Source organism: Hymenobacter qilianensis (assembly GCF_014638675.1).
Classification (GTDB): Bacteria; Bacteroidota; Bacteroidia; order Cytophagales; family Hymenobacteraceae; genus Hymenobacter; species Hymenobacter qilianensis.
In genome coordinates this window covers 850,862-874,443 of record NZ_BMFN01000002.1, presented here as the reverse complement: position 1 = coordinate 874,443, position 23,582 = coordinate 850,862, and the positions used below count along the sequence as shown (strand labels likewise).

The following is a 23,582-nucleotide window of genomic DNA, read 5'->3' as shown; positions in this document are numbered from 1 at the left end:
GCAGGAGCGCCGGAACGCTGAGTAGCCAATTAGGAAAGTAGAGTGCAGAAGAACAGGAGATTAGTCGGCACCGTTCAGGGCTTGCAGGGCAATAACGAACTCATTGTAGCGGCTCACCTGCTCCAAGTAGGCCTGCTGAATCTGCCAAGCGGGCTCGGTATTCACCACATAAGTCACGTAATCAATGTCGCCGGCGCGGAAGCTCTTTTCGGCGGTGCTCAGAATGAGACGGGCTTGCGGCAGAGCCGCCTGCTCATAGTAATCGAGGGAGGCGCGGGCGCGACGCAGCTGCTGGCGCAGCTGTTGGGCCTGCCCGGCGAGCTGGGTGGTGGCGTAGGTCAGCTGGTTTTCGGCCACCTGCTCGCCGATGCGGGCCGCAGCCACGCGGTTTTTCTGCGCCCCACCCAGCAGCGGCACCGAAATTCCGGCCTGCGCCACCTGAAAGCCGCGCTCCTTATTAATGCTTTGGTTGAAGTAGCCCACCCGCACGTCGGGCAGGCGGCGCAGCTGCTCCACGCGGGTTTGCAACTGACTTTGCGCCGCCTCCTGCCGCAGTAAGCCCAGTGTCGGGTTGGAGTCGGCGGACAGGGCCGTGGTGTCGGCGGCACCCAGGAGCGCTACCACACTGGCCAGCGTATCAATGCGGCCCACGCCGGCGCCCAGCAGCAAAGCCAGCTGCTGCTGCTGCACGCTGATATCGACTAATGTAGTAGCCAGCCGGTTTTGCAATTCCTGCGAGCGGGCCTCGGCCGATACTTGTTCCAGGCGGTTGGTTTCGCCCACCTGGTAGCGGATGCGGGCGGCCCGGGCGGCGCGGCGGTAAAGGCTGTCCTGGCGGCGCAGTAGGGCGGCACGGCGGTAGCTGAGCAGCAGCTGGTAGTAGCTGCTGCGGATGTTCTGGCTTAGCTCCCGACGCTGCACGCGGCCCCGCTGCTCGGCCGTGAGGGCCTGGCTTTCCAGCAGGCGGCGCTGGGCGGCGTACACGCCCGGCAGGGCGGTTTGCTGGATTACGTTGAAGCTCTGGTCAATCAGCCCGCCCGAAATCTGGCCGCGCTGATAGTCGAGCACGGTGCGCGGAATGTCGTAGCCGGTGCGGGTGAGGGCGCGCTGCTGTTGCACCCACAGCGCCGCCGCCTGCACCGACAGGTTCTGGCTCAGGCCAGTTTGCAACGCCTGTTCCAGCGTCAGCGGCCCGGTGGGCACGGGCGGCGTTAGCGGGGCCGTCGGCGTCGTTTGGGCGAAGCCGCCGAGGGGCAGCAATAGCCATAACGCCAGGCCTAACGCCACGGCCGGAGCCGTACCAGCCGGACGGGTACCGGGAGTTGGAGCGGTGGGGGGCATTTCGGCGGTTGGTGCTTCCTCGTCATCATTCGTGAAGAAGGTGTAGAGCACGGGCAGCACCAGCAGGGTGAGCAGGGTGGCCGTAATTAGCCCCCCAATGACCACCGTGGCCAGGGGCTTCTGCACTTCCGCGCCAGCCGAGTTGCTCAGGGCCATCGGCAGGAAACCCAGGGAGGCTACGGCCGCCGTGAGCAGCACCGGGCGGAACCGCTCGGCCGTGGCGCGCATGACCCGCTCGCGCACGTTGCGCACGCCGGCCAGCGCCAGCTCGTTGAGGCTGGCCACCAGCACAATACCGTTGAGCACCGCCACCCCAAACAGCGCAATGAAGCCCACGCCGGCCGAAATACTGAAGGGCATATCGCGCAGCCACAAGGCAAGAATGCCGCCGATGGTGGCCAGCGGAATGCCCGTAAAAATTAAAGCGGCTTGCTTGAGGGAGTTGAATGAGAGGTAAAGCAGCAGAAAAATCAGCAGCAGCGAAATGGGCACCACCACACTCAGGCGGGCCTTGGCCTGCTGCAAATTCTCGAACGCTCCGCCGTACTTGACGGTGTAGCCGGGGGGCAATTTCAGACCCTGATCTAGGCGGCCCTGAATTTCCTGCACCAGACTCTGCACGTCGCGGCCGCGCACGTTCACCCCGATGTTGATGCGGCGGCGGGCATCGTCGCGCGAAATCTGGGCGGGGGCGCTGCGGTAGGCTACGGTGGCTACTTCCTCCAGCGGCACTTTTTGCCCCCCAGGCGTATCCACGTACAGGTTGCGCAGGTCGCCCAGGCCCAGCCGGCTCAGGCTGTCGAGGCGGACCACCAGGTCGTAGCGCCGCTCGCCTTCGTACACCTGCCCGGCCACGTCGCCGGCGAAGGAGGCGCGCAGCAGCGTGTTCAGGTCCTGTACGTTCAGGCCGTACTGGGCCAGCTTCTGGCGGTCATACGTCACGCGCAGTTGGGGCAGGGCCGCAATCTGCTCTACCTTCAAATCGCCCACGCCGGCCAGCGGGCGAATGAGGGCGGCGGCCTGGGTGGCTTTTTCGAAGAGCAAAGCCAGGTCGTCGCCGTAAATCTTGATGCTGATGTCCGACTTGGCACCCGAAATTAGCTCGTTGAAGCGCATCTGTATGGGCTGCTGAAACTCCAGGTTCACGCCCGGTACGTCGGCCAAGGCGGCACTCATCTTGTCGGCCAACTCCACCCGCGAGTCGGCCGAAGTCCACTCGCTCTGGTCCTTAAGAATCACAATCTGGTCGGAGTCTTCCATGGCCATTGGGTCAGTGGGAATTTCAGAAGTGCCGATTTTGCCCACTACCTGCTCGATTTCGGGAAAGTTCTTTAGCAGAATCTGCTGCACTTGGGTAGTGGTGGCAATGCTCTGGCTGAGCGAGGAGCCCGGAGCCAGAGTCACGTTCACGGCAAAGTCGCCCTCGTCGAGCTGGGGGATAAATTCGCCCCCCATGCGCGAAAACAGCCAGCCGGTCAGCACCAACAGCCCCACGGCGCCGGCCACCACTGCTCCGCGCAGGCGCAGCGCCCCGGCAATAAGCGGCCGGTAGCCGCGGTACAGCAACTTCATGAGGCGGTCGGCCACGGTGCCTTCCTCCTTGATGTCTTTGCGCAAGGCCCACGCCGACACAGCCGGCACGTAGGTCAGGCACAGCAGCATGGCCCCGATGATGGCGAAGCTCACGGTAAGCGCCATCGGCCGGAACATCTTGCCCTCAATACCGCTCAGCGCCAGAATGGGAAAGTACACGATAAGAATGATGAACTGGCCGAACAAAGCGGAGCGCATCATGCGGGTGGCGGCCGTTTCGGCCACCTGGTCCATGGTTTCGTGCTCCGTCTGGGCGCGGAAGTGAACAATATGGAAAATCATGGCCTCCACGATAATCACGGCCCCGTCCACAATCAGCCCGAAGTCCAGCGCCCCCAGACTCATTAGGTTGGCCGACACGCCAAATGTGCGCATCATGCCCAGCGCAAACAGCATGCACAGCGGTATCATGGAAGCCACCACTAGGCCAGCGCGCAGGTTGCCCAGCAGCAGCAGCAGCACGAGCACCACAATTACGCCACCTTCCAGCAGGTTGGTGCTCACCGTGTGAATGGCTTTGTCGATGAGCTTGGTGCGGTCCAGAAACGGCAGTATTTCCAGGCCCGGCGGCAGGCTTTGCTGAATTTCGGCCACGCGTGCCTTCACGCCCTTAATGGTTTGCTCGGAGCTGGCACCCTTGAGCATGAGCACGATGCCGCCCACGGTTTCGCCCCGGCCGTTGCGGGTCATGGCCCCATAGCGGGCCGAGTGGCCGAAGCGCACGTCGGCCACGTCGCGCACCAGTAGGGGCGCGTTCTGGCTGGCCTGCTTGATGACGATGGTACCAATATCCTGAAGCGAGTTCACGCGGCCCTCGCCCCGGATGAAGTAGGCGTTGGGGCCGCGCTCCAGGTAGCTGCCGCCGGTGTTGGCATTGTTGTTCTGCAAAGCCGCAAACAGCTCGGGCATGGTCACGCCGGCCGCGTTGAGGCGGTCGGGATTTACGCTCACCTCATACTGGCGCACCATGCCGCCGAAGCTGCTCACGTCCACCACGCCGGGCACGCCGGCCAGCTGGCGCTTCACCAGCCAGTCCTGCACGTCGCGCAGCTTGGCCAGCGAGTACTGGTTTTCGTGGCCCTTTTTGACCGCAATAGTATACTGAAAAATCTCGCCCAGGCCGGTGGTAATCGGGGCCATCTGGGGCAGAGTGCCGCCGAGGTCGACCTGGGCGGTGGTTAGCTTTTCGGCCACCAGCTGCCGGGTTTGCAGCGTAGGCACGTCGTCGTCGAATACCACCGTAATCACCGACAGCCCAAAGCGGGAGATGGAGCGGATTTCCGTCACGCCGGGGATAGTGCGCAGCTGCAATTCCAGGGGCACGGTGAGCAGCTGCTCTACTTCCTGGGCGGCCAGGGAGGAGCTTTGGGTAAGCACCTGCACCTGATTGTTGGTCACGTCAGGTATGGCATCAAGCGGCAGGTGTACGAGCGAATAGCCGCCCCAGCCGATGAGGGCCAGCACCAGCAGCACTACAAACAGCTTGTTGTGGATGCTGGCAGCAATAATTTTAGAAAGCATCGGGAAAGGTAAAATGGGCAAATGGGCGGCGCGGCCCCAGCCTCGGCGGGGGCGCAGTAGCTCGGGGCTACTCTTCGAAGCGCTGCCGTCGGCACTCAGCAAAAGAGCCGACAGGCACCATAAAACACCATAATAAAAGAAAGCAGAAACTCGGCACCTTGGCCGGCGAGCGGCTCAGGCGCAGGGCGGCTGCCAGCAGGCCGGCGCGTGGCCACCGGGGTATCGCGGGCTATCGGCGGGGGAGTAAGCCAGCGCGGGCCAGGCGCGGAAGCCTACCACTGGCAGGCATACCAGCAGCGGCCCCGTGCAGATAACGGGCACCGGGGCATAGTGGCCGTCGTGCAGGGGTAAGCCCTGGTGCTCCGGCGTGGGTGCGGCCTGCCCTGGGCGGCCGTAGTGCAGGGCCAGAAACTCGGCGAAAGTGAGGGCCTCGAAGGTAGCCTGGTGCTGACGGTAATGCTCCAGCAAGCGCGGCAGCCGGCCCAGCTCAGCCAGGTCGTGGCGGGGCAGTAAGCCACCGGCCAGGGCCAGCACGCACAGGAGCAGGGCAACGAAAGACTGCATAGCTGGGGGGCAATTCCGGCCGGGCCGGCTAAGTTTCAAGGGGCAAAGAACGCCCCTAAGACTCAAAAGCTGCTTACAAATGCCTTAAGATTTTCTCAAAATGCAGCTTGCACCGGGCCCAACTGCATCTTCGGCTTCGGAATAGCGTTAGGTTCGTAGCTTGGAAACCGGCCGGCCGCGCGTTGTCTCCCGTGCCTACTTACTGCCCAACTGGTATGCGCATTTTACTTACTTGTAGAAGACGAGCCCGGCATTGCCCGTTTCCTCAAGCAAGGCCTGGAGGAGGAAGCCTACGCCGTGGATGTGGCCGATACCGGTCCTGCTGGTCTCGCTCAAGCCCTCGCTCAGCCCTACGACCTGCTGCTGGTGGACTGGATGCTGCCCGGCCTCACGGGCTTGGAAATCTGCCGGCAGCTGCGGGCGGCGCACATAGCTACGCCGCTGATTTTTCTGACTGCCAAAGACACCGTGCAGGATACCATTGCCGGCTTGCAGGCCGGGGCCAATGACTACATCAAAAAGCCGTTCCACTTTGATGAGCTGCTGGAGCGCATCCGGGTGCAGCTGCGCCCGCGGCCGGCCTCTACCGAGCAGTTTGCCGTCGGCCCCATCCGACTGGACGTGGCCACTCATCAGGTGTTCCGGGGGTGATGAAGTGAGCCTGACCCAGAAAGAATTTGCGCTGCTAGAGTATCTGCTGCGCCACAAAGGCAACGTGTGCCGCCGCCAGAGCATCATCGAGAACGTATGGGACATTCGCTTCGAGTACAACACCGGCGTGATTGACGTGTACATGAATGCCCTGCGCAAAAAGCTGCGCCTGAGCAAGGACGAAGATTATCTTCAAACCATTCGCGGCATTGGCTATGTCGCCCGCGACTAGATGGCCCTGACGTTTAAAAGCCGGATTGCCCTGCACTATATGCTAGCTACCGCCGCGCTGGTGGCCGCCGCGTATCTGGTGGTATTTGTTGTGGTGTGTCACCAGGTTTATACCTACCTGGATGCCAACCTGCGCTACGAAGTCGCCAAGCACTTGGGAGAAATTGCCATCACGGGGTCGAAAATCCGCTTTTCCGATAGAGGCGAGTGGGAGGAGCGGGAGCACCAACGCCCGCGAGCACCAGGCTAACTGTCTGACGGGATTGTTGTTGGCCCAAGACTATACCTTGCAGTGGGTGGCCGTCAAGCTTAACCAAGCCCAACTACCGCGCCTACCGCCTTTGCTGGGCTCAGCGGTCCATAAGAGAACTGGCTTACATGTTTCCATTTTAGTTGGAAGCCAGGGAATCAAAGTTCGGATGAAGCCCATGCCATGAGATTCTTCAAAGCATCAACTTTACGGTTATTGATCCAGGCTTTGCAGCCAGGGTAGGGCATTGGCCATCATAGGGCCAATACTGGTCTGGTGCGTACCGCCGGGGATTGGGAAGAAGGCCACATTAGGCGCTCCGGCGGCCTGAAACTGGGCAAAGGTGGAGACGGACGTGGCAAAGAATACGCTCTCATCGTTCGTGCCGTGGTAAAGGCGCGTGGGGCGCTGCGGGGCCCACCCGAAAAAGCTGTTGGCGACCAGCTGTTGCCGCAAGACCACTTCGCCGGTGGGGGCATTAAGGCCGGCGTAAAAGGCGGGGGTAAACAACGTGGCCGGGCTGGTAGTCAGCTCCGCATTGATTTCCTCCCGGGTCTTGGTGCCGTCGAGCAGGGCTGGAATCTTCGCCGCGTACGGGGCCCGAAAGAAGTCGGTCAGGGGGCGGTTCCAGGCGTAAGTCGTGTTGTAGCCTTGTAGAAACAAGGCCAGAAAAGCCGGGTTCACATAGGTGGGCGTCGTGGCAATGCCGGTGAGCATGCCCGGCAGGTCGTAGCCGCCCGCCCCGGCCGCGGCGGCGGTAAGCGGCAGCTGGTGCCGGGGGTTGGTTTCCAGCTCCTGCTGGGCAGCCAGCGTCACGTAGCCGCCTTGGGAGTAGCCAACCAGAAACAGGTGCTGGTTGAGAGGCACTTGCTGCCGCTGCAAGTAGTAGCGGGCGGCTTTCAGCATATCCACGACGGTCGCGGCCGAGCTCTGTTTGTCGTAAAAAGGCTGAACCAGGTGCTGGGACACGCCCAGGCCAATGTAGTCGGGGATGATAGTGACAAAGCCAGCGGAAGCAAACAGTTCCAAGCCACTGAAGGTAGCGGGGAAGTTCGAGGGCGCATCGGCATGACGGAACATGGTGCCGTGCTGGGCGCTGAGCAGGGCCGGTGGGCGGGGGGTATTTAAAGGTATTCCTAGCAAACCCGAGACTTGTAGCAGCTGGCCTTGGTAGGTAGTCTTATAAATAAATTTGTAAAAAGTTACGTCGTAGAGCAGCTGGGGGGCAAAAGCGCCAAAGCCAGCATTGGTCGCTAAGGCTTGAAGCTGGGCCTTAGGCATAGTCACAATCTGGGTGGCCGAGACAAACAGGTCTTGGCCCCGGGAGACGGGAGGACGAGGAATTGGATTTTCTTTCTCCGGATAGAAGTACTGGCAGCTATTCAGGCAACCTAGTAGCAGCAGCACGAGCAGCCGCCAGCGCAGGTAACGGAGGATTGAATTCATGGCAGTAGGCTGAAAGAGAAAGAATGGATATGTGAGGTGCTCATTAGAACCAATAAGGAAAGCGGGAATCTGACACGGGAAGGGGTAGACCCACGTATATCAGGGGTTCCGCTGAATGTGCTATTGAATATCTTCAAAAATTCGTAATAATTATTATTGGTTTTAGAATATTTTTGTCCCAAAAAGGATTTATTTCGACAGAATACCTTGGGCTTAGTATTAGCATCGGTAGTATTGCCTTGACTACCTCCAACGCGCTCCTTTGGCTCCTAATCAGCGGGCTAAAGCAGGAAGCCGGCCCGTACGTACTACATCAGTTCCAAAGTTTGCGGCAGGCCAGTTGTACCAAGGGTTCGACCGGAGCGGCCAGGCATCGGAATAGCAAGACCGGATTAATAGGGAGCGGTTATTCACAACGGATATTAAATGAAAATACTACTCGTGGAGGACGAGCCCAAGTTGGCTTCCTTTGTTAAAAAAGGCTTTGAGAACGAAGGCTACGAGCTGGACGTAGCCTACGACGGGCAGATGGGCCGGTCCCTGTTTCAACAGCATATCTACGAGCTGGTGATTCTGGATGTAAACCTGCCTTATATCAACGGATTTGAGCTGTGCCGCCTCATTCGGGCCGATAACAGCCATTTGCCCGTGCTGATGCTGACGGCCCTGGACAGCCTCGACGATAAAGTCATGGGCTTTGAGGCGGGCGCCGATGACTACCTGGTCAAACCCTTTGCTTTCAAGGAGTTGCTGCTCCGGGCCCGCGCGCTCACCAAGCGCCGCTCCGACGCGGCGGCAATAAAACAGGTGCTGCGCCTGGCCGACCTGGAACTGAACCTAGACGCCAAAACCGTCACCCGCCAGGGCCAGCGCATCGACCTGACTACCCGCGAGTACGCGCTGCTGGAATACCTGCTGCTGAATCGGGGAAAAATCGTGTCGCGGGTGGATATCGCCGAGCGGGTGTGGGAGCTGGATTTTGACACCAATACCAACGTCATTGACGTGTATGTGAGCTACTTGCGTAAGAAGCTGGATCGTGACTTCTCGCCCAAACTTATTCATACCGTTGTGGGTATGGGCTACGTGCTGCGTGAAGGATAGCCCCGGCCCATGCTGATCCGCAACAAACTGATTCTGCGCTTTACCCTGTTGGTGCTGGCCATTCAGCTCAGCTTTTCAGCTTTCGTGTACTATTTCCACGCCGCCTCCCGCGAGCAGCGCTTCACCAATCGCCTCACGGGCAAAGCGGCCCTGTCGGGCCGCATGCTGATTAAGCGGGGCAGCTTGTCGAAAGGGTTTTTCGGGGCTTTCCGGCGGCGCGACCTGCTGACGCTGGTGGGCGAGCAGGTGAGCATCTACGGGCCCGGTGGCCGCTTGCTCTACCTCAGTTCCGATACAATAAGTCAGGCGCAGAACATGCTGTACCTGAGCAGGATTACACCTGAAAAGCCCGTACACTTTGCCACGGGCCGGCGCGAAACGGTGGGCCTGCTTTATGAGCATGAGGGCAGAGCCTACCGGATTTTCACTTCGGGTATTGATGAGTTTGGCTGGGCTCAGCTCGAAAAGCTCCGGCTGATTCTGCTCGTGGGCAACGTGGGGGCACTGGTGCTTATCATTCTGGCGGGTTGGTATTTCGCCGATGAGTCGCTCAAGCCGATTTCGCGGGTGGTGCGGCAGGTGGAAAAAATTACCGCCTCCAGCCTGAGTCAGCGCGTGGATGAAGGCAACCAGCGCGACGAGATTGCACAGTTGGCCATTACGTTTAATCAAATGCTGGCCGGCCTGGAGCAGGCCTTTGAGTCGCAGAAGAGCTTTCTGGCCCACGCTTCCCACCAGCTGCGCACGCCCCTGGCCAACTTATTGGGCACCCTGGAAACCTCCCTCGACTACGACGCGACGCTGGCCGACACCCGCCAGAGCCTACGCTCCGGCATCGAGGAAGTGCGTCACTTGGTCGAGCTTACGAATGGCCTGCTGGCCCTGGCCAAAGCCGATTCGGGCTTGCTGCCCACGGAGCCGGTGCGCCTGGACGAGTGCGTAGCGCAGGCACTGGACTACGCCCGCGCCAAGTGTCCCGACCGCGACCTGCGCCTGGAATTTGGCCCCCTGCCTACCACTGATGCCGACGTATTTATGGTGCCCGGCAACGCTCAGCTACTGACGACGGCTATTTTTAATCTGCTCGATAACGCCTGCAAATACTCCCAAGCTTCCGTGACGGTGAGCCTGGGCTACGCCGACGCACAGACGCTGGAGGTGCGCGTGACGGACACCGGGATCGGTATCGCGCCGCATGAAATCCGCCGGGTATTTGAGCCGCTGTATCGCGCCGCCAACGGTACCGCTCAGCCGGGCTATGGCCTGGGCCTGGCCCTCACCCAGAAGATTGTGCAGCTGCACGGGGGGCAAATTACGCTGGTTTCTGTGCTGAACCAGGGCAGTACGGTCGGTGTGTGGCTGCCGGCTGTGGCGGAATAAGGCCACCAGCCGCCGGCTTTTTAATATCTTCTAATCTGCTTCTCATCTCATTCTAATGTGGTGGGGCCTCCTTTGTACTACACTGGAGCGCATACTCATGCAGAAGAACACCCGCCACCAAGCCCTGACTTACCTCCTGATTGCCACCTTGGTGCTGTCGGCGGGGCTGAACTGCTATCTGCTGAGCTGGCGCACGACCCAGCCCGCAACGCCCGCGCTGACTGAGGAGCCCGACGCCACGGAAACCGCTGCCGAGCTCCAACTCACCCAGCGGCTGCTGGCCCGCTGTCAGGCCGAGCAGCACCGCAAAGACAGCTTGCTGGGGTACATGCCCCCTGCTACCGCCGAGCCGCTGGCCCAGTTCAACGACTAAAAAAAGCCCCCCAACCTTAACCACTACCGCAGTGTATCGCCAACCCAGCCCTTCTTCCTTCACCAACCGCCGGCCGTGGCTTTGCGGGATGCTTGCTCTCCTGCTGGGGGGCTTTTTTGGCTGTGGCACCAAAGGGGAGGGCGGCGCCGTCCTCGTTGAGGAAACCCCGGAGCTGCCCGTTACCCGCCTCGTGGCCCGCGATACGGTGCTGACCCGCGAGTACGTGGCTGATATTCAGGCGGTGCGCAACGTAGAGCTGCGAGCGCGGGTAGCAGGCTTTCTGGAGAAGATTTACGTGGATGAAGGTCAACCCGTGAAGAAAGGGCAGCCCATTTTTAAGATAAACGATGCCGAGTACCGCACCCGGGTAGCCCGCGCCCGCGCCGCGCTGAGCAACGCCACGGCCCAGGCCCGCGTCGCCGACCTAGAGCTGGACCGCGTGCGCATGCTCACGGAGAAGAATATCATCTCCAAAACCGAGCTCGATGTGGCCCAGGCCAAGCTGCGGGCCGCCCAATCGACCATAGCGGAAACCCGCTCTGCGGTAGCCAATGCGTCGCTGATGCTGGACTACACCACCGTGCGTGCTCCGTTTGATGGGGTACTGAACCGGGAACTACTCAAAGTCGGTAGCCTTATTGCCAATGGCACCCTGCTCACTACCGTGTCGGACGCGCGGGAGGTATTTACTTACTTCAACGTGTCGGAGGGAGAGTACCTGGAATACGTGAAAACCCGCCAGCAGGACCCGGCCCGCAGTTCCAACGTGGTGCGCCTGGTATTGGCCGACGGCACGACGTACCCCTCGGCGGGCAAAATCGAAACGGTGGAGGGGCAGTTCAAGTCTAATATCGGCTCCATCGCGTTTCGGGCCCGATTTGACAACCCCACCGGCCTGCTCCGACACGGAGCCACGGGCAAGGTGCGCCTCACCAACACTGTCCCCGATGCCGTGCTGGTGCCCCAAACGGCCGTGTTTGAGGTGCAGGATAAAAACTACGTGTATGTGGTGGATAAGCAGAATACGGTGCACCGCAAAAACTTCGTGCCCCAAACCCGGCTCTCGGCTTTCTACGTTGTGCAGGCGGGTCTGAAGCCCGGCGAGCGGGTCGTCTGCGAAGGCATTCAGGACCTGCGCGATGGGGCTAAAATTGCCCCCCGCCCGGTCACGCTGAGCAGCATGCTGGTGGCCGCGGAGTAAGACGCCGCCCGTCACGCAGATCATTATCCGACCAGAATAACTCATTGCTATGTTCAACATATTCATCCGGCGCCCCGTCCTGTCGCTGGTTATCTCGCTCTTTATCACACTGCTGGGGGTGCTGGCGTTTTTTACCCTGCCCATCACCCAGTTTCCCGACATCGTGCCGCCCTCGGTGGCGGTGAAGGCCAAGTATACCGGCGCCAACGCCGAGGTGTGCGCCAAAGCCGTGGCCACGCCCCTAGAGCGGGCCATCAATGGGGTGCCGGGCATGACTTACATGAGCACCGTGACCACTAACAATGGCACGACGCTTATTCAGGTGTTCTTCGAGGTGGGCACCGACCCCGACATCGCGGCCGTGGCCGTGCAGAACCGCGTGACCACAATCATCGACGAGCTGCCCGAAGAAGTAATCCGGGCCGGCGTAACCACCGAAAAGGAGGTGAACTCCATGCTCATGTACCTGAACGTGGTGAGTGACGACCCCACGGTGGGCGAGAAGTTTATTTACAACTTCGCCGATATCAATGTATTGCAGGAGCTTAAGCGCATCAAGGGCGTGGGGCTGGCCGAGATTCAGGGCTCTCGGGAGTACGCCATGCGGGTCTGGCTCCAGCCCGACCGCATGCTGGCCTACAACGTGTCGACCGAGGAAATCATCGCGGCTATTCAGGCCCAGAACGTGGAGGCTGCCCCCGGTCGCACCGGGGAAAGCTCGGGCCAGCAGGCCCAGGTGTTGCAGTACGTGCTGCGCTATACGGGCAAGCTGTTTCGGCCTGAGCAGTACGAAAACGTGGTAATCCGGGCCAATGCCGACGGCTCGGTGCTTCGCCTCAAAGACGTGGCCGACGTGAAGTTCGACGTGCAGACCTACCGGATGCTGTCGAAGTCGGATGGGCGGCCCTCGGCGGCTATCATGCTCAAGCAGCTGCCCGGCTCTAACGCCTCCGAAGTAATTGAAAAGGTTAAGGCCCGCATGGTAGAGTTGAAAGCCACGTCCTTCCCGCCCGGCATGGACTACAACATCAGCTACGACGTGTCGCGCTTCCTCGACGCGAGTATTCACGAGGTGCTACGCACGCTGGTGGAGGCCTTTCTGCTGGTATTCGTGATTGTGTTTCTGTTTTTGCAGGACTGGCGCTCGACGCTTATTCCGGCCCTGGCCGTGCCGGTAGCGCTCATCGGTACGCTGTTTTTTATGCAGATGCTGGGCTTTTCCATCAACCTGCTCACCCTGTTTGCCCTGGTGCTGGCCATCGGTATTGTGGTCGATAACGCCATTGTGGTGGTGGAAGCGGTGCACGCCAAAATGCACGAGGAGCACCTCAGCGCCATGGATGCCACGCTCAAGGCCATGGGCGAAATCAGCGGGGCTATTGTGGCTATCACGCTGGTTATGGCTGCCGTGTTCATTCCGGTTTCCTTCATGGATGGGCCGGTGGGCGTGTTTTACCGCCAGTTTTCGCTGACCCTGGCCATTGCCATTGTTATCTCAGGTGTGAATGCGCTCACGCTCACGCCGGCTTTGTGTGCGCTTCTGCTTAAGCCCGTGGCGGAAGGGGAGGAGCGAAAAGGGCTGCTGGGGGGCTTTTTTGCCGGCTTCAACCGCCGCTATGAGTCCTTCGCCGACGGCTACCAGCGCCTGGTGCGCACTCTGGCCGCGCGCCGCCTCGTCACGGTGGGGCTGCTGGTGTTTTTCTTCGCCGCTACCTGGGGCGTCAGCACCATTCTGCCCACCGGCTTTATCCCGACCGAAGATCAGGGCATGATTTACATCAACGTGACGACGCCGCCCGGCGCCACCGTGGAGCGCACCGGTCGCGTGCTCGACGCAGTGCAGCGCGTGGCCCAGAAGCTGGAGCCCGTGGAGTCCGTCTCGACCCTGGCGGGCTTTAGTTTGATGAACGACGTGTCGGGCGCTTCCTACGGCATGGGCATGATCAACCTCAAAGCCTGGGACCAGCGCCGGCAGTCGGTGCAGGAGCTGATGGCGGAGCTCACGGCCAAAACCAAAGGCATCACCGACGCCCAGATTCAGTTCTTTTTGCCCCCCACGGTGCCGGGCTTCGGCAACGCCGGTGGTTTCGAGCTGCGCGTGCTCGACCGCACCGGCCGCGGCGACTTGCAGCAGACGGCCCGCGTAACGCAGGATTTTATTACGGCTCTGAACAAGACACCCGTGGTGGATAATACCTTTTCCGGCTTCGACCCCAGCTTTCCGCAGTACCTGATTCACGTGGACAACGACCTGGCCGCCAAGAAGGGCGTGACCGTGGCGCGGGCCATGCAAACCCTGCAAACCCTGATGGGCTCGTACTACGCCACCAACTTCATTCGCTTCGGGCAGATGTACAAGGTGATGGTGCAGGCCGCCCCCGGCTTCCGCACCAAGCCCGACGATTTGCTGAACCTGTACGTGAAAAACGACCGGGGCGAGATGGTGCCCTTCTCCACTTTTGTGCGCCTGGAGCGCGTGTACGGCCCCGAGCAGCTCACTCGCTACAACATGTACACCTCGGCTCTGCTCAACGGCGACGCGGCCCCCGGCTTCAGCTCCGGCGACGCCATCAGCACCGTGGCCCGCGTGGCCGCCGAAGAGCTGCCCCGCGGCTACACCTACGAGTGGAGCGGCATGACCCGCGAGCAGATCATCTCCGGCAACCAGGCCCTGTACGTGTTCGGCATTGTGCTCGTGTTCGTGTATCTGCTGCTGGCGGCTCAGTACGAGAGCTTTGCTCTGCCGCTGCCGGTGCTGCTGAGCTTGCCCACGGGTATTTTCGGGGCGTTTTTATCCTTGAAATTACTGGGGCTGGAAAACAACATCTACGCCCAGGTGTCGCTGGTGATGCTAGTAGGCTTGCTGGGTAAAAACGCCATTCTCATCATCGAATTTGCCGTGCAGCGCCGCCAGGAAGGTGCTTCTGTGCTCGACGCGGCCGTGGAAGGCGCCCGTTCCCGCCTGCGGCCCATCCTGATGACCTCCTTCGCCTTCGTGGCCGGCCTGATTCCGCTCTGCCTCGCCACCGGAGCGGGCGCGCTGGGCAACCGCTCCATCGGCACAGCGGCGGCGGGCGGCATGCTCATCGGTACCATCTTCGGCGTAATCCTGATTCCGGGCCTGTACGTGCTGTTTTCCCGGGATAAAAAGCCGGCGAAAGAAGAGCCATTATCGGAGCCTGTGCTAATGGAGGCCGAGCCCGCGACTGTTTAATTCTGTTGTATGAATCCGTTGATAGCTTCCAATAAATCATCTTTCTCCGGCCGCACCCGGCAGTGGCTGGCCTTGGCGGCGGGGCTGCTGTTGGTGAGCAGCTGCCAGGTAAGTCAGCCCATTGCCAAGCAGAATTTGCCCCCCGCGCCCGCTACGTTTGCCGGCGCCGGCTCCGATACCAGTAGTATTGCCGCCATTCCCTGGCGCCAGTTTTTCGCCGATCCGCGCCTGGTAGGGCTGCTGGACACGGCCCTGCAAGCCAATCCTGATCTGCTCATTGCCCTGCAGCGCGTGGAGGTAGCGCGGGCCAACGTGCGCATCGCGCGCGGCGCATTATTGCCCCGCGTAGATGCGGGCGCCTCCGTCAGCGTCGACCGTTTTCCGCCCAATGGCACCCGCGGCCCCAATACCACCAACGACGGCCGCGCCATTCCTACGCCCACCACCGATTATTTTCTGGGCCTCAGTAGTGCTTGGGAAATAGACATCTGGGGCCGTTTGCGCAGCCGGCGCAAGGCCGCTATTGCGCGTTTGCTGGCCACGGAGCAAGGCCGCCGCCTGGTGCAGACGGCCCTGGTGGCGCAGGTTGCCAGTCTGTACTACGAGCTGCTGGCCCTGGACACCCAGAATGAAGTAATCGGCAAAAACCTGCGCTTGCAGGAGCGGGCCCTGGAAATCGTGAAGCTGCAAAAGCTGGGCGGCCGGGCGACGGAGCTGGCCGTGCAGCAGTTCACGGCTCAGCTGCTGCGTACCCAGAGCCTGCAAGCAGTAGTAAATCAAAGCATCATTAGGGCCGAAAACGAGATAAACCGGCTGCTGGGCCGCTACCCCCAGCCCATCCGGCGCGGGCGCCCCATCCGGGAGCAGGAGCTGCCGGCCGTGGTGGTGGCCGGCTTGCCCTCCACCATGCTCCTGCGTCGCCCCGATGTGCAGCGCGCCGAGCTGGAGCTGGTCGCCACCCGCGCCGACGTGTCTGCCGCCCGCGCCGCCTTCCTGCCCGCCCTCACGCTGTCGCCTTACGTTGGCCTGAATGCCTACAAGTCTTCGCTGCTTTTTGCCACGCCCAGCTCGCTGGCCCTGGGGGCGCTGGCGAATTTATCGGCCCCGCTCCTGAACCGCAATTTCCTCAAAGCCGCTCTCAGCCAGGCCACTGCGCAGCAGCAAGCCGCCTACTACGGCTACCAGCAGGCCGTGCAAACTGGCTTTCAGGAGGTAACCACGAGCCTGCGCGGGGTGGAAAACTACCGCCGCGTGTACGAGCTGCAGGCGCAGGAGGTGGTAGCCCTCACCAAAGCCGTCGAGATTTCCAATGATCTGTACACGGCCAGCTACGCCACCTATCTGGAGGTAATCACGGCCCAGCGGAGCGCCCTAGAAGCAGAGCTTAACTTAGCCAACACCCGCCGGGAGCAATTTCTGCTGCTCATTGAATTATATCGGGCTTTAGGGGGCGGCTGGTCAGCCACTCCGGGAAGCGAGTGAGGGTTGGGCTTCCCATCAGGCTAAAAGTCCCGGCGGGGTGAGCTCTGAACCGGGCACATCGCACGGCACGGGCATAGGGTAGTAAGCTGGGGGGCAAAATTCCCGGGTAGGGTGAGAGTAGGGCCATAGAACTATGCCAGGGGCAGGGGCTCCGCCGGTTTAAATACCGTTAGCAGGTAACTACAGAACGGTACTCCCACGGGGAACCCGCTTCTTTGCCTCATACCTCCTTTTTTCGTCCTATGAAAGTTCTTCTAGCTCTGTTCCCTCTTGTGCTAACCGCTTTCTGGCTGCCTTTTCAGGCTGATACTCCTACCAGCAAAGGAGCCCAACCCAAAGACTACGTCATCACTGAATTTGGGGCGGGCGCTGATAGCACCCAACTCAATACCGAAGCCATTCAGCGCGCCATCGATAAAGCTAATGCCGATGGCGGCGGTACGGTGGTGATTCCCCGGGGGGTGTTTTTGAGCGGGGCGCTGTTTTTCAAGCCCCGTACCCATCTACGGTTGCTGGCCGGTGCCAAGCTCAAGGGCTCCGATGACATTGCCCATTACCCCCTGATTCCTTCGCGCATGGAGGGCCAAAGCCAGGATTATTACGCGGCGCTCGTCAATGCCTACAAGGTCAACGGCTTCCGGATAACGGGCCCGGGCACCATCGACGGCAACGGACTGCGGTTCTGGAAAGCGTTCTGGGCGCACCGGGACTCCATGCGGCAACTTGGCAAGTCGTCTACCAACCTGGAAGTGCACCGGCCCCGCCTGCTCTTTATCTGGGGCTCTGATAACGTGACCATCAAAGACGTGAAGATGCGCAATGCCGGCTTCTGGACCACCCACCTCTACCAGTGCAACAACGTGCTGATCGAGGGCTGCGACATTCGCTCGCCGTTCCGGCCGGTGAAGGCCCCCAGCACCGATGGCGTGGACATCGACGTGTGCAAGAAAGTAACCATCCGCAACTGCTATATCTCGGTTAATGATGATGGCATCGTCATGAAGGGCGGCAAAGGCCCTAATGCTCATAAGCTCCCCGAAAATGGCCCCATTGAAGATGTGCTGATCGAGAACGTCACCTTTGGGGAAGTACACGCGGCCGTCACTATGGGTAGTGAATGCATTCACGCCAACCGCATCACCGTGCGCAACTGCAAAGTAGACAACGACCGGCCGCTCTTGCTTTTCAAAATGCGCCCCGATACCTATCAGGTGTACGAAAATATTACCATCGACAACGTGACCGGCCGCTGCGGCACCATCGTCACGCTCTCGCCCTGGACGCAGTTTTTCAATATGGCGGGCAGCACCGAAAAGCCCTTTGGCATCATCCGCAACATCACTATCTCCAATGTTAAGGTGAAAACCAAGCAGTTTGCGGTGCTGAATGGCAACCCGGGTGATAAAGTGTCGAACATCACCTTCAAAAACGTGGACGCAACGGCTGAAACGGCTGCCTTTCCGAACAAGTATTCAGATGTGAAATTTCAGAATGTTACCCTCAATGGAGTGCCGCTTAAAGCTTCACAAGCTGTTCAGGAAGGTCCGGTAGTGAAACCCCTGAAGCCGGATTAAAGAATCGTAAAATAAACCCGCACCAAGCCTCGCATTGCGCGGGACTTGGTGCGGGTTTACTTGTTAATCTTAGTTCGTCCGGGATTAGCGGGTTTCGTAGCGAAGGATCACTGACCAGGCCGACGGATTATCTGACGGGCCCTGAAGTGTGTAGTACCCATTACCCTGGGCATCCCGATTAGGGGTTGGCCCGGCCACTGGCAATGACCACTCCCGCATTTTATCATCCGAGGCGGAATCTTCATCCCGCACGACAACAGTCCACTCACCCGGCGTCAATTCCGCGCTGGCCGCAAAGGCAAGCGGCAAGTCTGCCGGCTTCACATTGTTGAAGACACTCGTTTTCGCGTAGGGGGCTTCGGTTGCCGAGGTGGGCCTCAACTGCAGGAATACGTCCGGCCCTGTTCCCCCTGCATCCCAGCTCGTGCCGTCGGGGGCAAGGAAGTCGAGCGCCTTAATCTGTATCTCCCGCAGATACCGCTTGCCAACTTTGATGGACTGGGTAGTCGAGGTAGGCTGGTTGTCGGCCGTATATGTCGTAAGTGACACGGTATAAGTGCCCGTCGCCGCATACGTAATGGAAGGCGCCGCCAGGGTGGAGGTTTGACCGTTTCCAAAATCCCACAAGTAGCGTTCCGCATGCTGGGAAGCATCCGTGAACGCAACGGGCTCATTGACTTCTACGACGCTACGACTGCTAGTAAAAGCGGCCGTCGTGACAGGCTTCGGATCTTCTGCGTCCCCCGCACACGAAACCAAACTCAGCAACAACACCCCGTACAATAAATTTTTTTTCATAACCAGGTTAAAAGGATAAGGAAAGGAAATTAGTAATAGAGGGGGCTGACGGCTTCATTTTCTGGTACCCGTCGCTAGAGGCCCACTGGCAGGCCGTTTCCTTGGTAAAAGCCCACCAGGGTCTGCTTGAAAAAGCAGTCGTACTTGGCCAGTACCAGCTCAGATTGGGCCGTTGCCAACCGGCTGCGTGTGAGGCTGTACTCCACCGCGCTGATGCCCCCCAGTTCCAGGAGTTTGGCCCCGTAACGGTGCTCTTCGCTGATCAGGGCATACTGCTGCGCGAGTGCCTGGTACGTCTTGGCGGCCGCTCTATACTCAAGCCAGACTCCCATAATTTTTCCTTTCAGGTCTCGCTCCACTTGCTGATAGGCCAGCTTCGCAGATTCAACCTCCAGCTTAGCCAGTTGATCCGTAGTCCGCAACTGGAATCGGTTGAATACCGGCACGTTGAGGGCTAGCCCTACGCGGCGATTGAGGTTGTCCAGCACTTGTGTGTCGAACCCACCGGGTTTGTAATTCGAGGTACGCGTGGCCAACTGGGCTGTCAGCGCCAAAGAGGGCTTGTAGAGTGCCCGTCCCAGCTGCGCGGCTGCTTGGGCAGCCTCCACTTTGGCCTGGGCCGCTTTTACATCAGGGAGGCTGGTGGCCGATATTACCAAGGCTTCTGGTGTCGCTAGGCTGGTCGTCTGCCACGTGGTTGGAATTTCCACGGGCTGCACCGCCATGCTTTCATTGAATGGAAGTCCCACCACCTGAGCTAACGCAAAAAGGGCTTTCTCCACGCTGTTCTCGGCCCTCACCCGTAGTAGCGACTCCGCCGAAACCTGGGCTTGCAGGTGGAGCAAATCCCGCTTGCTAAGCACTCCTTTGTTGACTTGGGCTTGTACTTTTCGCTCCTGCTCCTGAGCGTATTCCTCCCGCTGCTGGGCGTTGCGGAGCTGTTCCTGCCCCAGTAGTACCTGTAAATAGGCATTCAGGATCTGAACGGTCAGTGCGTTACTGCTGGCTTGGTAATCATAGGTGGCGGCCGCCACCTGGTCCCGGCGCAGCCTCCCTTGATACGCTGTGGCGTGCCCATTTACCACATTCAGGTTGAAGTTGAGCGCGGCCTGGTTCCCGAAATTAAACTCGTCCGATAGCTCATTTGTAGACGGATCGATCAAAAAGCCCCAGTTGCCGGCCGTGCGCACCCGGGCATGCAGCGTGGGCAAAGCCGCGTTTTTGGCGGCCTGCTGCTGCACGACGCTCTTATCCTGCAGCAGGCCAGCTTGCTGGACCTGCAGATTATGCGTTTGCGCAAATGCCAAGCAGTCGGCTAAGGTCCAGCGTTGTTGGCCCTGGGCCCCCAAGCTGTACAAACAGCCAAAAAGGCACGCCCACACCCATTTGGGGAGGAAAGAGAGCTTAAGTGTAGGTATCGAGTTTGTCAGTGGCATAGAAGAAGGGAGAGGCTGAGAAGGACGTAATCAGCGAAAGCTGGGGGGCAAATTCTTACTATTCTTCGGCAGCCAGCGTAACCTGCTTTACCCCTTCTAATTCCTGCAAGGCCTCCACTATGCCCTCCCGGCTACTCCCTTTTTTCAAGCTTGCGGCGTAAACTAATTGAGTTACCGGGCCTTGTTTGGTCTGGGACGTCTGCATGCTCAACACCTTGTGGCGCCTGCAATGCGCAGCCAGGATAGGAGCATAGTCACGCTCCATGCTGCCGGCTGCCCTGCGTAGAATAGTCAGAATCAAATCCTCCTGTAGTGAGTGGGCCAGTCCGTATGTCATGGCCATGGTAACCACGCCAATCAGCAGACAACCGATCAGGGCGACAGAATACAACCCTTCCCCACAGGCTAGGCCAATGGCAAGCGCAAAAAAGAGAAACATAAAGTCTTGTGCCCCCTTCATCGCGGTTCGGAATCGGATAATGGAGAGGATACCCACCATACTAAAAGCCTGCGCTAAGTTGTCCCCGACCACCATCATCACAAAGGCGGTGATCATGGTCAGCATCACAATGGACTTGATGAGGCCTACTGAGTAACTTACCTGCCGAAAGGCCTGCACGTAGAAAAGGGAAATAAGCAGCCCGCACAGCGTCGCCCAGAGCGTATTGCCCAGGACCTCCCGAACCGTAATCGAAAAGTCAAAAATTGCTTGAACGTCTTGGTGCATAAGCAGAAAGGCTTATTTCGGAGCGTAACAGTAAGGTGGGTGGAAGGCCTGCTAGAACGGGCAATCGAAGCTTAGTAGCGGACCAGCGATTCCATGGTGCGGGCTACATGGCCAGCGATGGAAAGGGGCGCGCACGAGATCGTGGTTCGCACCACCATACCCGGCACGAGGGGCGTCTGCTGGTTGTCAATCACGGCCGTAACGAAGAATGCCTGCCGGCCATCCACGATCTGCACCGTGTTATCAATGCCGATGATGTGGCCCAAGGCAGTGTGGGTAGTGCCCGTAACCGCGACCTCCAGCGGCTGCCCGACGTTCACGTAGTTCCTTTCTATGTAGTTCACGGGCAGCAGCACAACGAAGGCCGAATTATCCGCTACTGACACCAGTACTTCTTCCGTCGGATTTATGGAGGCTTTACGCAGCAGCACCGTGCCCGAAACGGGTGAAACCACGGTCAGCTCTTTCAAGCTCTGTTGGATATGCTGAATCTGTTGCTGGAGCGACGTGATTCGGGTTCTGATGACGTGAATCTGTTCGGGCTTCCCGCCGGTCTTCGCTGACTTCAAGCCCGCTTCGATCATGCTTACATTCAATTCGCGCACGCGCAGCATGTTCACGGCCAATTCGTATTCCTGACGGGACAGTAATGAGTCTTGGTGCAGGGCGTGTGCCCGGGCCGTCAGTTGGCGCTGGGTCGCGAGTTCCTGCTGGCCCAGAGCGAGCTGCTGGGCGACGCCCTCCACATCTGCCGACTTCTGTCCGGAGTTAACCAGCTGCAGTTCAGCTTGCTGAACGGCTAGTTCGCCCTGTAATTGTACCAGGCGTTCCTGATCCTGATTGGAGTACATATTGGCCACCGTATCCCCCTGACTGAGGCGCGGAAGGTGATAAATCTGGGGATTAAGTTGAAAGTTGGCCTGGTCTCCCCGTTGAAAGACGGAAACCGAAAAAGCGCTTAGTTTCCCCGTTCGGTTATCCTTTAAGGTGGAAATTAAGTTTCCGTTCTGGGCCCGGCTTAGAGTCCATTCACTTACCGGCATCACCAAACTGGTCGTATCAATTGTATAGGGTAAGTTGATAGGCGGCAGATTTACCCCTAAAAGGAGCAACAACAACGGACTGGCGGCTAATAGAATGTTTTTTCGGAGGTATGAAGCAGGCATATGGGAACGTTAGCTCAGCGGAGATAAATAATATTTTATAAGAATTATTATAATATAACTTTTACAGAATATTAGCCAATAATTAAGCCAGAAAGCCTGTAGTGCCTTCCTGTATCTTGTTTGCAGATGAAGGAATTGGGTGATTTATTATAAAAATTCAAAAATTTCTTTTCTCAGCACCTTGCATTGGGAGCGTGCAGGACACCCTATATGTCTTGTAGGGAAACACTTCGCTTTTATATTCTGATTTCATTATGGGGAGACGTGCCTTCCGGTACTATCGGCACACTGATCATCTCGCTCTTGCGGTCCCGGCTCAGCTGATGCACGCACTACAGGGACTGGAATCTGATAGCCACGACGATATTAGCCGTTTCAACGAATGCATGAAAAGTCGTTAGCTCTTGGACGAGCGAAGGCTGTCAACCCCAATAGCCTTCGGCCTGAAGCTTTTAAGCGAGGCTGTGGTTAAGAATCGTGCGCCGCTGTTTGTTACGTTCCAATCTGCTCTACAAGCGATGTTGAGATACATGTGGCCAGCGCTAGGAAGCTTGGCGAGGACTAGTGTCAAGGGTTGAACCGTTGGGCGTCGTGCCTTTCTATTTCACGGCTAATGGGCTGACAGCGCCGGTTTGCTTGTCCACGTCGAAGGCGGCCTTGTTGGGCATGCGGCCGGCCCAGTCGGTGCGGGGCACCAGGATTTGCCAGTGGTCATCTACTTCAAGTACACGGGCCGAATCCAATTGGTAGAGGGCGGCATTGGGCTGCTGCATTACAAAGCGGACAACGGCCGCGCGGGCCTGCGCTTCGGTGGAAGCTGCTGCCGCGGTACTAGCAGGTTGCCGAGATGGAATAGAGGACACGGGTTGGGCAGGATCACAGCTGTTTAACCCGACTATAGCTGCGGATACTAGTACAAATGAGAGGGATTTGCGCATGGCATAAGGTGGGAAAGAGCGGACTGAGCAAGCTTAATTAACCACGAAGAGGCCGCAATTGCCACTATTTGTTAAGTCTGTACTCTATCCGCGAGTCTGGCGCAACCAGGTGGCGGCAGCCACCTCGTCCTGAAATACATGGTAAAACAGGCTGCCTTCCCGGGCGTCGTGCAGAATCTGCGTGGAAGATAAGCGGGCAAATACATCATCGGGCAGCAGAACTGCCGCAATGGTTTTCCGTTCCTCGTTATGAATCCATTCCTGGTTTATCAACGCCCGCTCCTCATCGGTAAAGGGCGACATGGCCCGCTGATCGGTCAGTATATGAGTCCAGCCCCGACGAGTTAGTAGGTTTCCAACGTGGATGAGAAACGTTTTGAAGTCGCTGAACTGGCGATTACCCGGCTTGTACTGCACCACCGCGTACGCATCTGCGTGCTCGAAGAGGCGACCAACTGCGTTTTCGTAATAAAGCGAGTGAATAGTTAGAGGCATGAGAAGCTTGGCAAAAAACAGTGCCTTTTGGGTGTAAAGGCAATAATGGGTGGGTAAAGCTAAGGGCCGGAAATCTAACTGGAAATTAAAGTGAATA

The 23,582-nt window shown here is 59.1% G+C and carries 19 protein-coding genes; 10 read left to right on the top strand and 9 right to left on the bottom strand.

The window, feature by feature from the left end; all coding sequences use genetic code 11:
* Window positions 1-60 precede the first annotated feature (60 nt).
* Together IEW06_RS11350 and IEW06_RS11345 are read right to left on the bottom strand one after the other, a co-directional pair.
* On the bottom strand, window positions 61-4,455 hold the full coding sequence (locus IEW06_RS11350) for a CusA/CzcA family heavy metal efflux RND transporter (RefSeq protein WP_188548304.1): 4,395 nt from the start codon (window positions 4,453-4,455) through the stop codon (window positions 61-63).
* Window positions 4,456-4,629: 174 nt separating this feature from the next.
* The gene (locus IEW06_RS11345; protein WP_187732629.1) at window positions 4,630-5,019 is read right to left on the bottom strand and encodes a hypothetical protein; all 390 of its coding nucleotides are present in this window, start codon (window positions 5,017-5,019) and stop codon (window positions 4,630-4,632) included.
* 210 nt (window positions 5,020-5,229) lie between these two features.
* Here IEW06_RS11345 and IEW06_RS11340 point away from each other — a divergent pair, with 210 nt between their 5' ends.
* From IEW06_RS11340 to IEW06_RS11335, 3 genes are read left to right on the top strand one after another with little or no spacing between them, the layout of a single operon-like run.
* On the top strand, window positions 5,230-5,670 hold the full coding sequence (locus tag IEW06_RS11340) for a response regulator transcription factor (protein WP_308422024.1): 441 nt from the start codon (window positions 5,230-5,232) through the stop codon (window positions 5,668-5,670).
* Between the two features lie 4 nt (window positions 5,671-5,674).
* Window positions 5,675-5,902, top strand: a complete 228-nt coding sequence (locus IEW06_RS20915) for a helix-turn-helix domain-containing protein (protein WP_308422009.1) — start codon at window positions 5,675-5,677, stop codon at window positions 5,900-5,902.
* On the top strand, window positions 5,903-6,151 hold the full coding sequence (locus tag IEW06_RS11335) for a hypothetical protein (protein WP_187732628.1): 249 nt from the start codon (window positions 5,903-5,905) through the stop codon (window positions 6,149-6,151). It begins immediately after the preceding gene.
* A gap of 213 nt (window positions 6,152-6,364) precedes the next feature.
* Here IEW06_RS11335 and IEW06_RS11330 read toward each other — a convergent pair whose 3' ends face one another.
* Complete coding sequence (locus tag IEW06_RS11330; RefSeq protein WP_187732627.1) at window positions 6,365-7,597, bottom strand: alpha/beta hydrolase; 1,233 nt, start codon at window positions 7,595-7,597, stop codon at window positions 6,365-6,367.
* 426 nt (window positions 7,598-8,023) lie between these two features.
* Between IEW06_RS11330 and IEW06_RS11325 the strand changes: the two genes are divergently transcribed.
* The 7 genes from IEW06_RS11325 (at window position 8,024) to IEW06_RS11295 (ending at window position 17,925) form a co-directional block, all read left to right on the top strand.
* Complete coding sequence (locus tag IEW06_RS11325; RefSeq protein WP_187732626.1) at window positions 8,024-8,701, top strand: response regulator transcription factor; 678 nt, start codon at window positions 8,024-8,026, stop codon at window positions 8,699-8,701.
* Between the two features lie 9 nt (window positions 8,702-8,710).
* A complete protein-coding gene (locus tag IEW06_RS11320; RefSeq protein ID WP_187732625.1) occupies window positions 8,711-10,081 on the top strand; it encodes a HAMP domain-containing sensor histidine kinase in 1,371 nt (456 codons plus the stop codon).
* Between the two features lie 97 nt (window positions 10,082-10,178).
* A complete protein-coding gene (locus IEW06_RS11315) occupies window positions 10,179-10,454 on the top strand; it encodes a hypothetical protein (RefSeq protein ID WP_187732624.1) in 276 nt (91 codons plus the stop codon).
* A gap of 31 nt (window positions 10,455-10,485) precedes the next feature.
* Window positions 10,486-11,655 (top strand): efflux RND transporter periplasmic adaptor subunit, encoded by a 1,170-nt coding sequence (locus IEW06_RS11310; protein ID WP_223284647.1) that lies wholly within the window; start codon window positions 10,486-10,488, stop codon window positions 11,653-11,655.
* A 49-nt stretch (window positions 11,656-11,704) separates the two neighbouring features.
* Window positions 11,705-14,869: an efflux RND transporter permease subunit gene (locus tag IEW06_RS11305; RefSeq protein WP_188548303.1), complete on the top strand. Its 3,165-nt coding sequence runs from the start codon at window positions 11,705-11,707 to the stop codon at window positions 14,867-14,869.
* Between the two features lie 9 nt (window positions 14,870-14,878).
* Window positions 14,879-16,351: an efflux transporter outer membrane subunit gene (locus tag IEW06_RS11300; protein ID WP_188548302.1), complete on the top strand. Its 1,473-nt coding sequence runs from the start codon at window positions 14,879-14,881 to the stop codon at window positions 16,349-16,351.
* A gap of 242 nt (window positions 16,352-16,593) precedes the next feature.
* Window positions 16,594-17,925, top strand: a complete 1,332-nt coding sequence (locus tag IEW06_RS11295) for a glycoside hydrolase family 28 protein (protein WP_188548301.1) — start codon at window positions 16,594-16,596, stop codon at window positions 17,923-17,925.
* An 84-nt stretch (window positions 17,926-18,009) separates the two neighbouring features.
* On the opposite strand, the gene IEW06_RS20855 is transcribed toward IEW06_RS11295, so the two are convergent.
* The 6 genes from IEW06_RS20855 to IEW06_RS11265 form a co-directional block, all read right to left on the bottom strand.
* On the bottom strand, window positions 18,010-18,723 hold the full coding sequence (locus IEW06_RS20855; protein WP_187732621.1) for a PKD domain-containing protein: 714 nt from the start codon (window positions 18,721-18,723) through the stop codon (window positions 18,010-18,012).
* Between the two features lie 74 nt (window positions 18,724-18,797).
* Complete coding sequence (locus IEW06_RS11285; RefSeq protein WP_188548300.1) at window positions 18,798-20,030, bottom strand: TolC family protein; 1,233 nt, start codon at window positions 20,028-20,030, stop codon at window positions 18,798-18,800.
* Between the two features lie 187 nt (window positions 20,031-20,217).
* Window positions 20,218-20,886: a DUF4956 domain-containing protein gene (locus tag IEW06_RS11280; RefSeq protein ID WP_187732619.1), complete on the bottom strand. Its 669-nt coding sequence runs from the start codon at window positions 20,884-20,886 to the stop codon at window positions 20,218-20,220.
* 71 nt (window positions 20,887-20,957) lie between these two features.
* Window positions 20,958-22,052 (bottom strand): HlyD family secretion protein, encoded by a 1,095-nt coding sequence (locus tag IEW06_RS11275; RefSeq protein ID WP_188548299.1) that lies wholly within the window; start codon window positions 22,050-22,052, stop codon window positions 20,958-20,960.
* A 599-nt stretch (window positions 22,053-22,651) separates the two neighbouring features.
* On the bottom strand, window positions 22,652-22,915 hold the full coding sequence (locus IEW06_RS11270; protein WP_187732617.1) for a hypothetical protein: 264 nt from the start codon (window positions 22,913-22,915) through the stop codon (window positions 22,652-22,654).
* Between the two features lie 159 nt (window positions 22,916-23,074).
* On the bottom strand, window positions 23,075-23,485 hold the full coding sequence (locus IEW06_RS11265) for a hypothetical protein (RefSeq protein WP_187732616.1): 411 nt from the start codon (window positions 23,483-23,485) through the stop codon (window positions 23,075-23,077).
* Window positions 23,486-23,582 lie beyond the last annotated feature (97 nt).

What these genes read in the sequence shown, in the direction of transcription:
- IEW06_RS11265 (WP_187732616.1), bottom strand. Translation starts at nt 23,485, where the DNA reads ATGCCTCTAACTATTCACTCGCTTTATTACGAAAACGCAGTTGGTCGC.
- IEW06_RS11330 (WP_187732627.1), bottom strand. Translation starts at nt 7,597, where the DNA reads ATGAATTCAATCCTCCGTTACCTGCGCTGGCGGCTGCTCGTGCTGCTG.
- IEW06_RS11350 (WP_188548304.1), bottom strand. Translation starts at nt 4,455, where the DNA reads ATGCTTTCTAAAATTATTGCTGCCAGCATCCACAACAAGCTGTTTGTA.
- IEW06_RS11335 (WP_187732628.1), top strand. Translation starts at nt 5,903, where the DNA reads ATGGCCCTGACGTTTAAAAGCCGGATTGCCCTGCACTATATGCTAGCT.
- IEW06_RS11275 (WP_188548299.1), bottom strand. Translation starts at nt 22,052, where the DNA reads ATGCCTGCTTCATACCTCCGAAAAAACATTCTATTAGCCGCCAGTCCG.
- IEW06_RS11320 (WP_187732625.1), top strand. Translation starts at nt 8,711, where the DNA reads ATGCTGATCCGCAACAAACTGATTCTGCGCTTTACCCTGTTGGTGCTG.
- IEW06_RS11345 (WP_187732629.1), bottom strand. Translation starts at nt 5,019, where the DNA reads ATGCAGTCTTTCGTTGCCCTGCTCCTGTGCGTGCTGGCCCTGGCCGGT.
- IEW06_RS11295 (WP_188548301.1), top strand. Translation starts at nt 16,594, where the DNA reads ATGAAAGTTCTTCTAGCTCTGTTCCCTCTTGTGCTAACCGCTTTCTGG.
- IEW06_RS20855 (WP_187732621.1), bottom strand. Translation starts at nt 18,723, where the DNA reads ATGAAAAAAAATTTATTGTACGGGGTGTTGTTGCTGAGTTTGGTTTCG.
- IEW06_RS11300 (WP_188548302.1), top strand. Translation starts at nt 14,879, where the DNA reads ATGAATCCGTTGATAGCTTCCAATAAATCATCTTTCTCCGGCCGCACC.
- IEW06_RS11280 (WP_187732619.1), bottom strand. Translation starts at nt 20,886, where the DNA reads ATGCACCAAGACGTTCAAGCAATTTTTGACTTTTCGATTACGGTTCGG.
- IEW06_RS11325 (WP_187732626.1), top strand. Translation starts at nt 8,024, where the DNA reads ATGAAAATACTACTCGTGGAGGACGAGCCCAAGTTGGCTTCCTTTGTT.
- IEW06_RS11315 (WP_187732624.1), top strand. Translation starts at nt 10,179, where the DNA reads ATGCAGAAGAACACCCGCCACCAAGCCCTGACTTACCTCCTGATTGCC.
- IEW06_RS11305 (WP_188548303.1), top strand. Translation starts at nt 11,705, where the DNA reads ATGTTCAACATATTCATCCGGCGCCCCGTCCTGTCGCTGGTTATCTCG.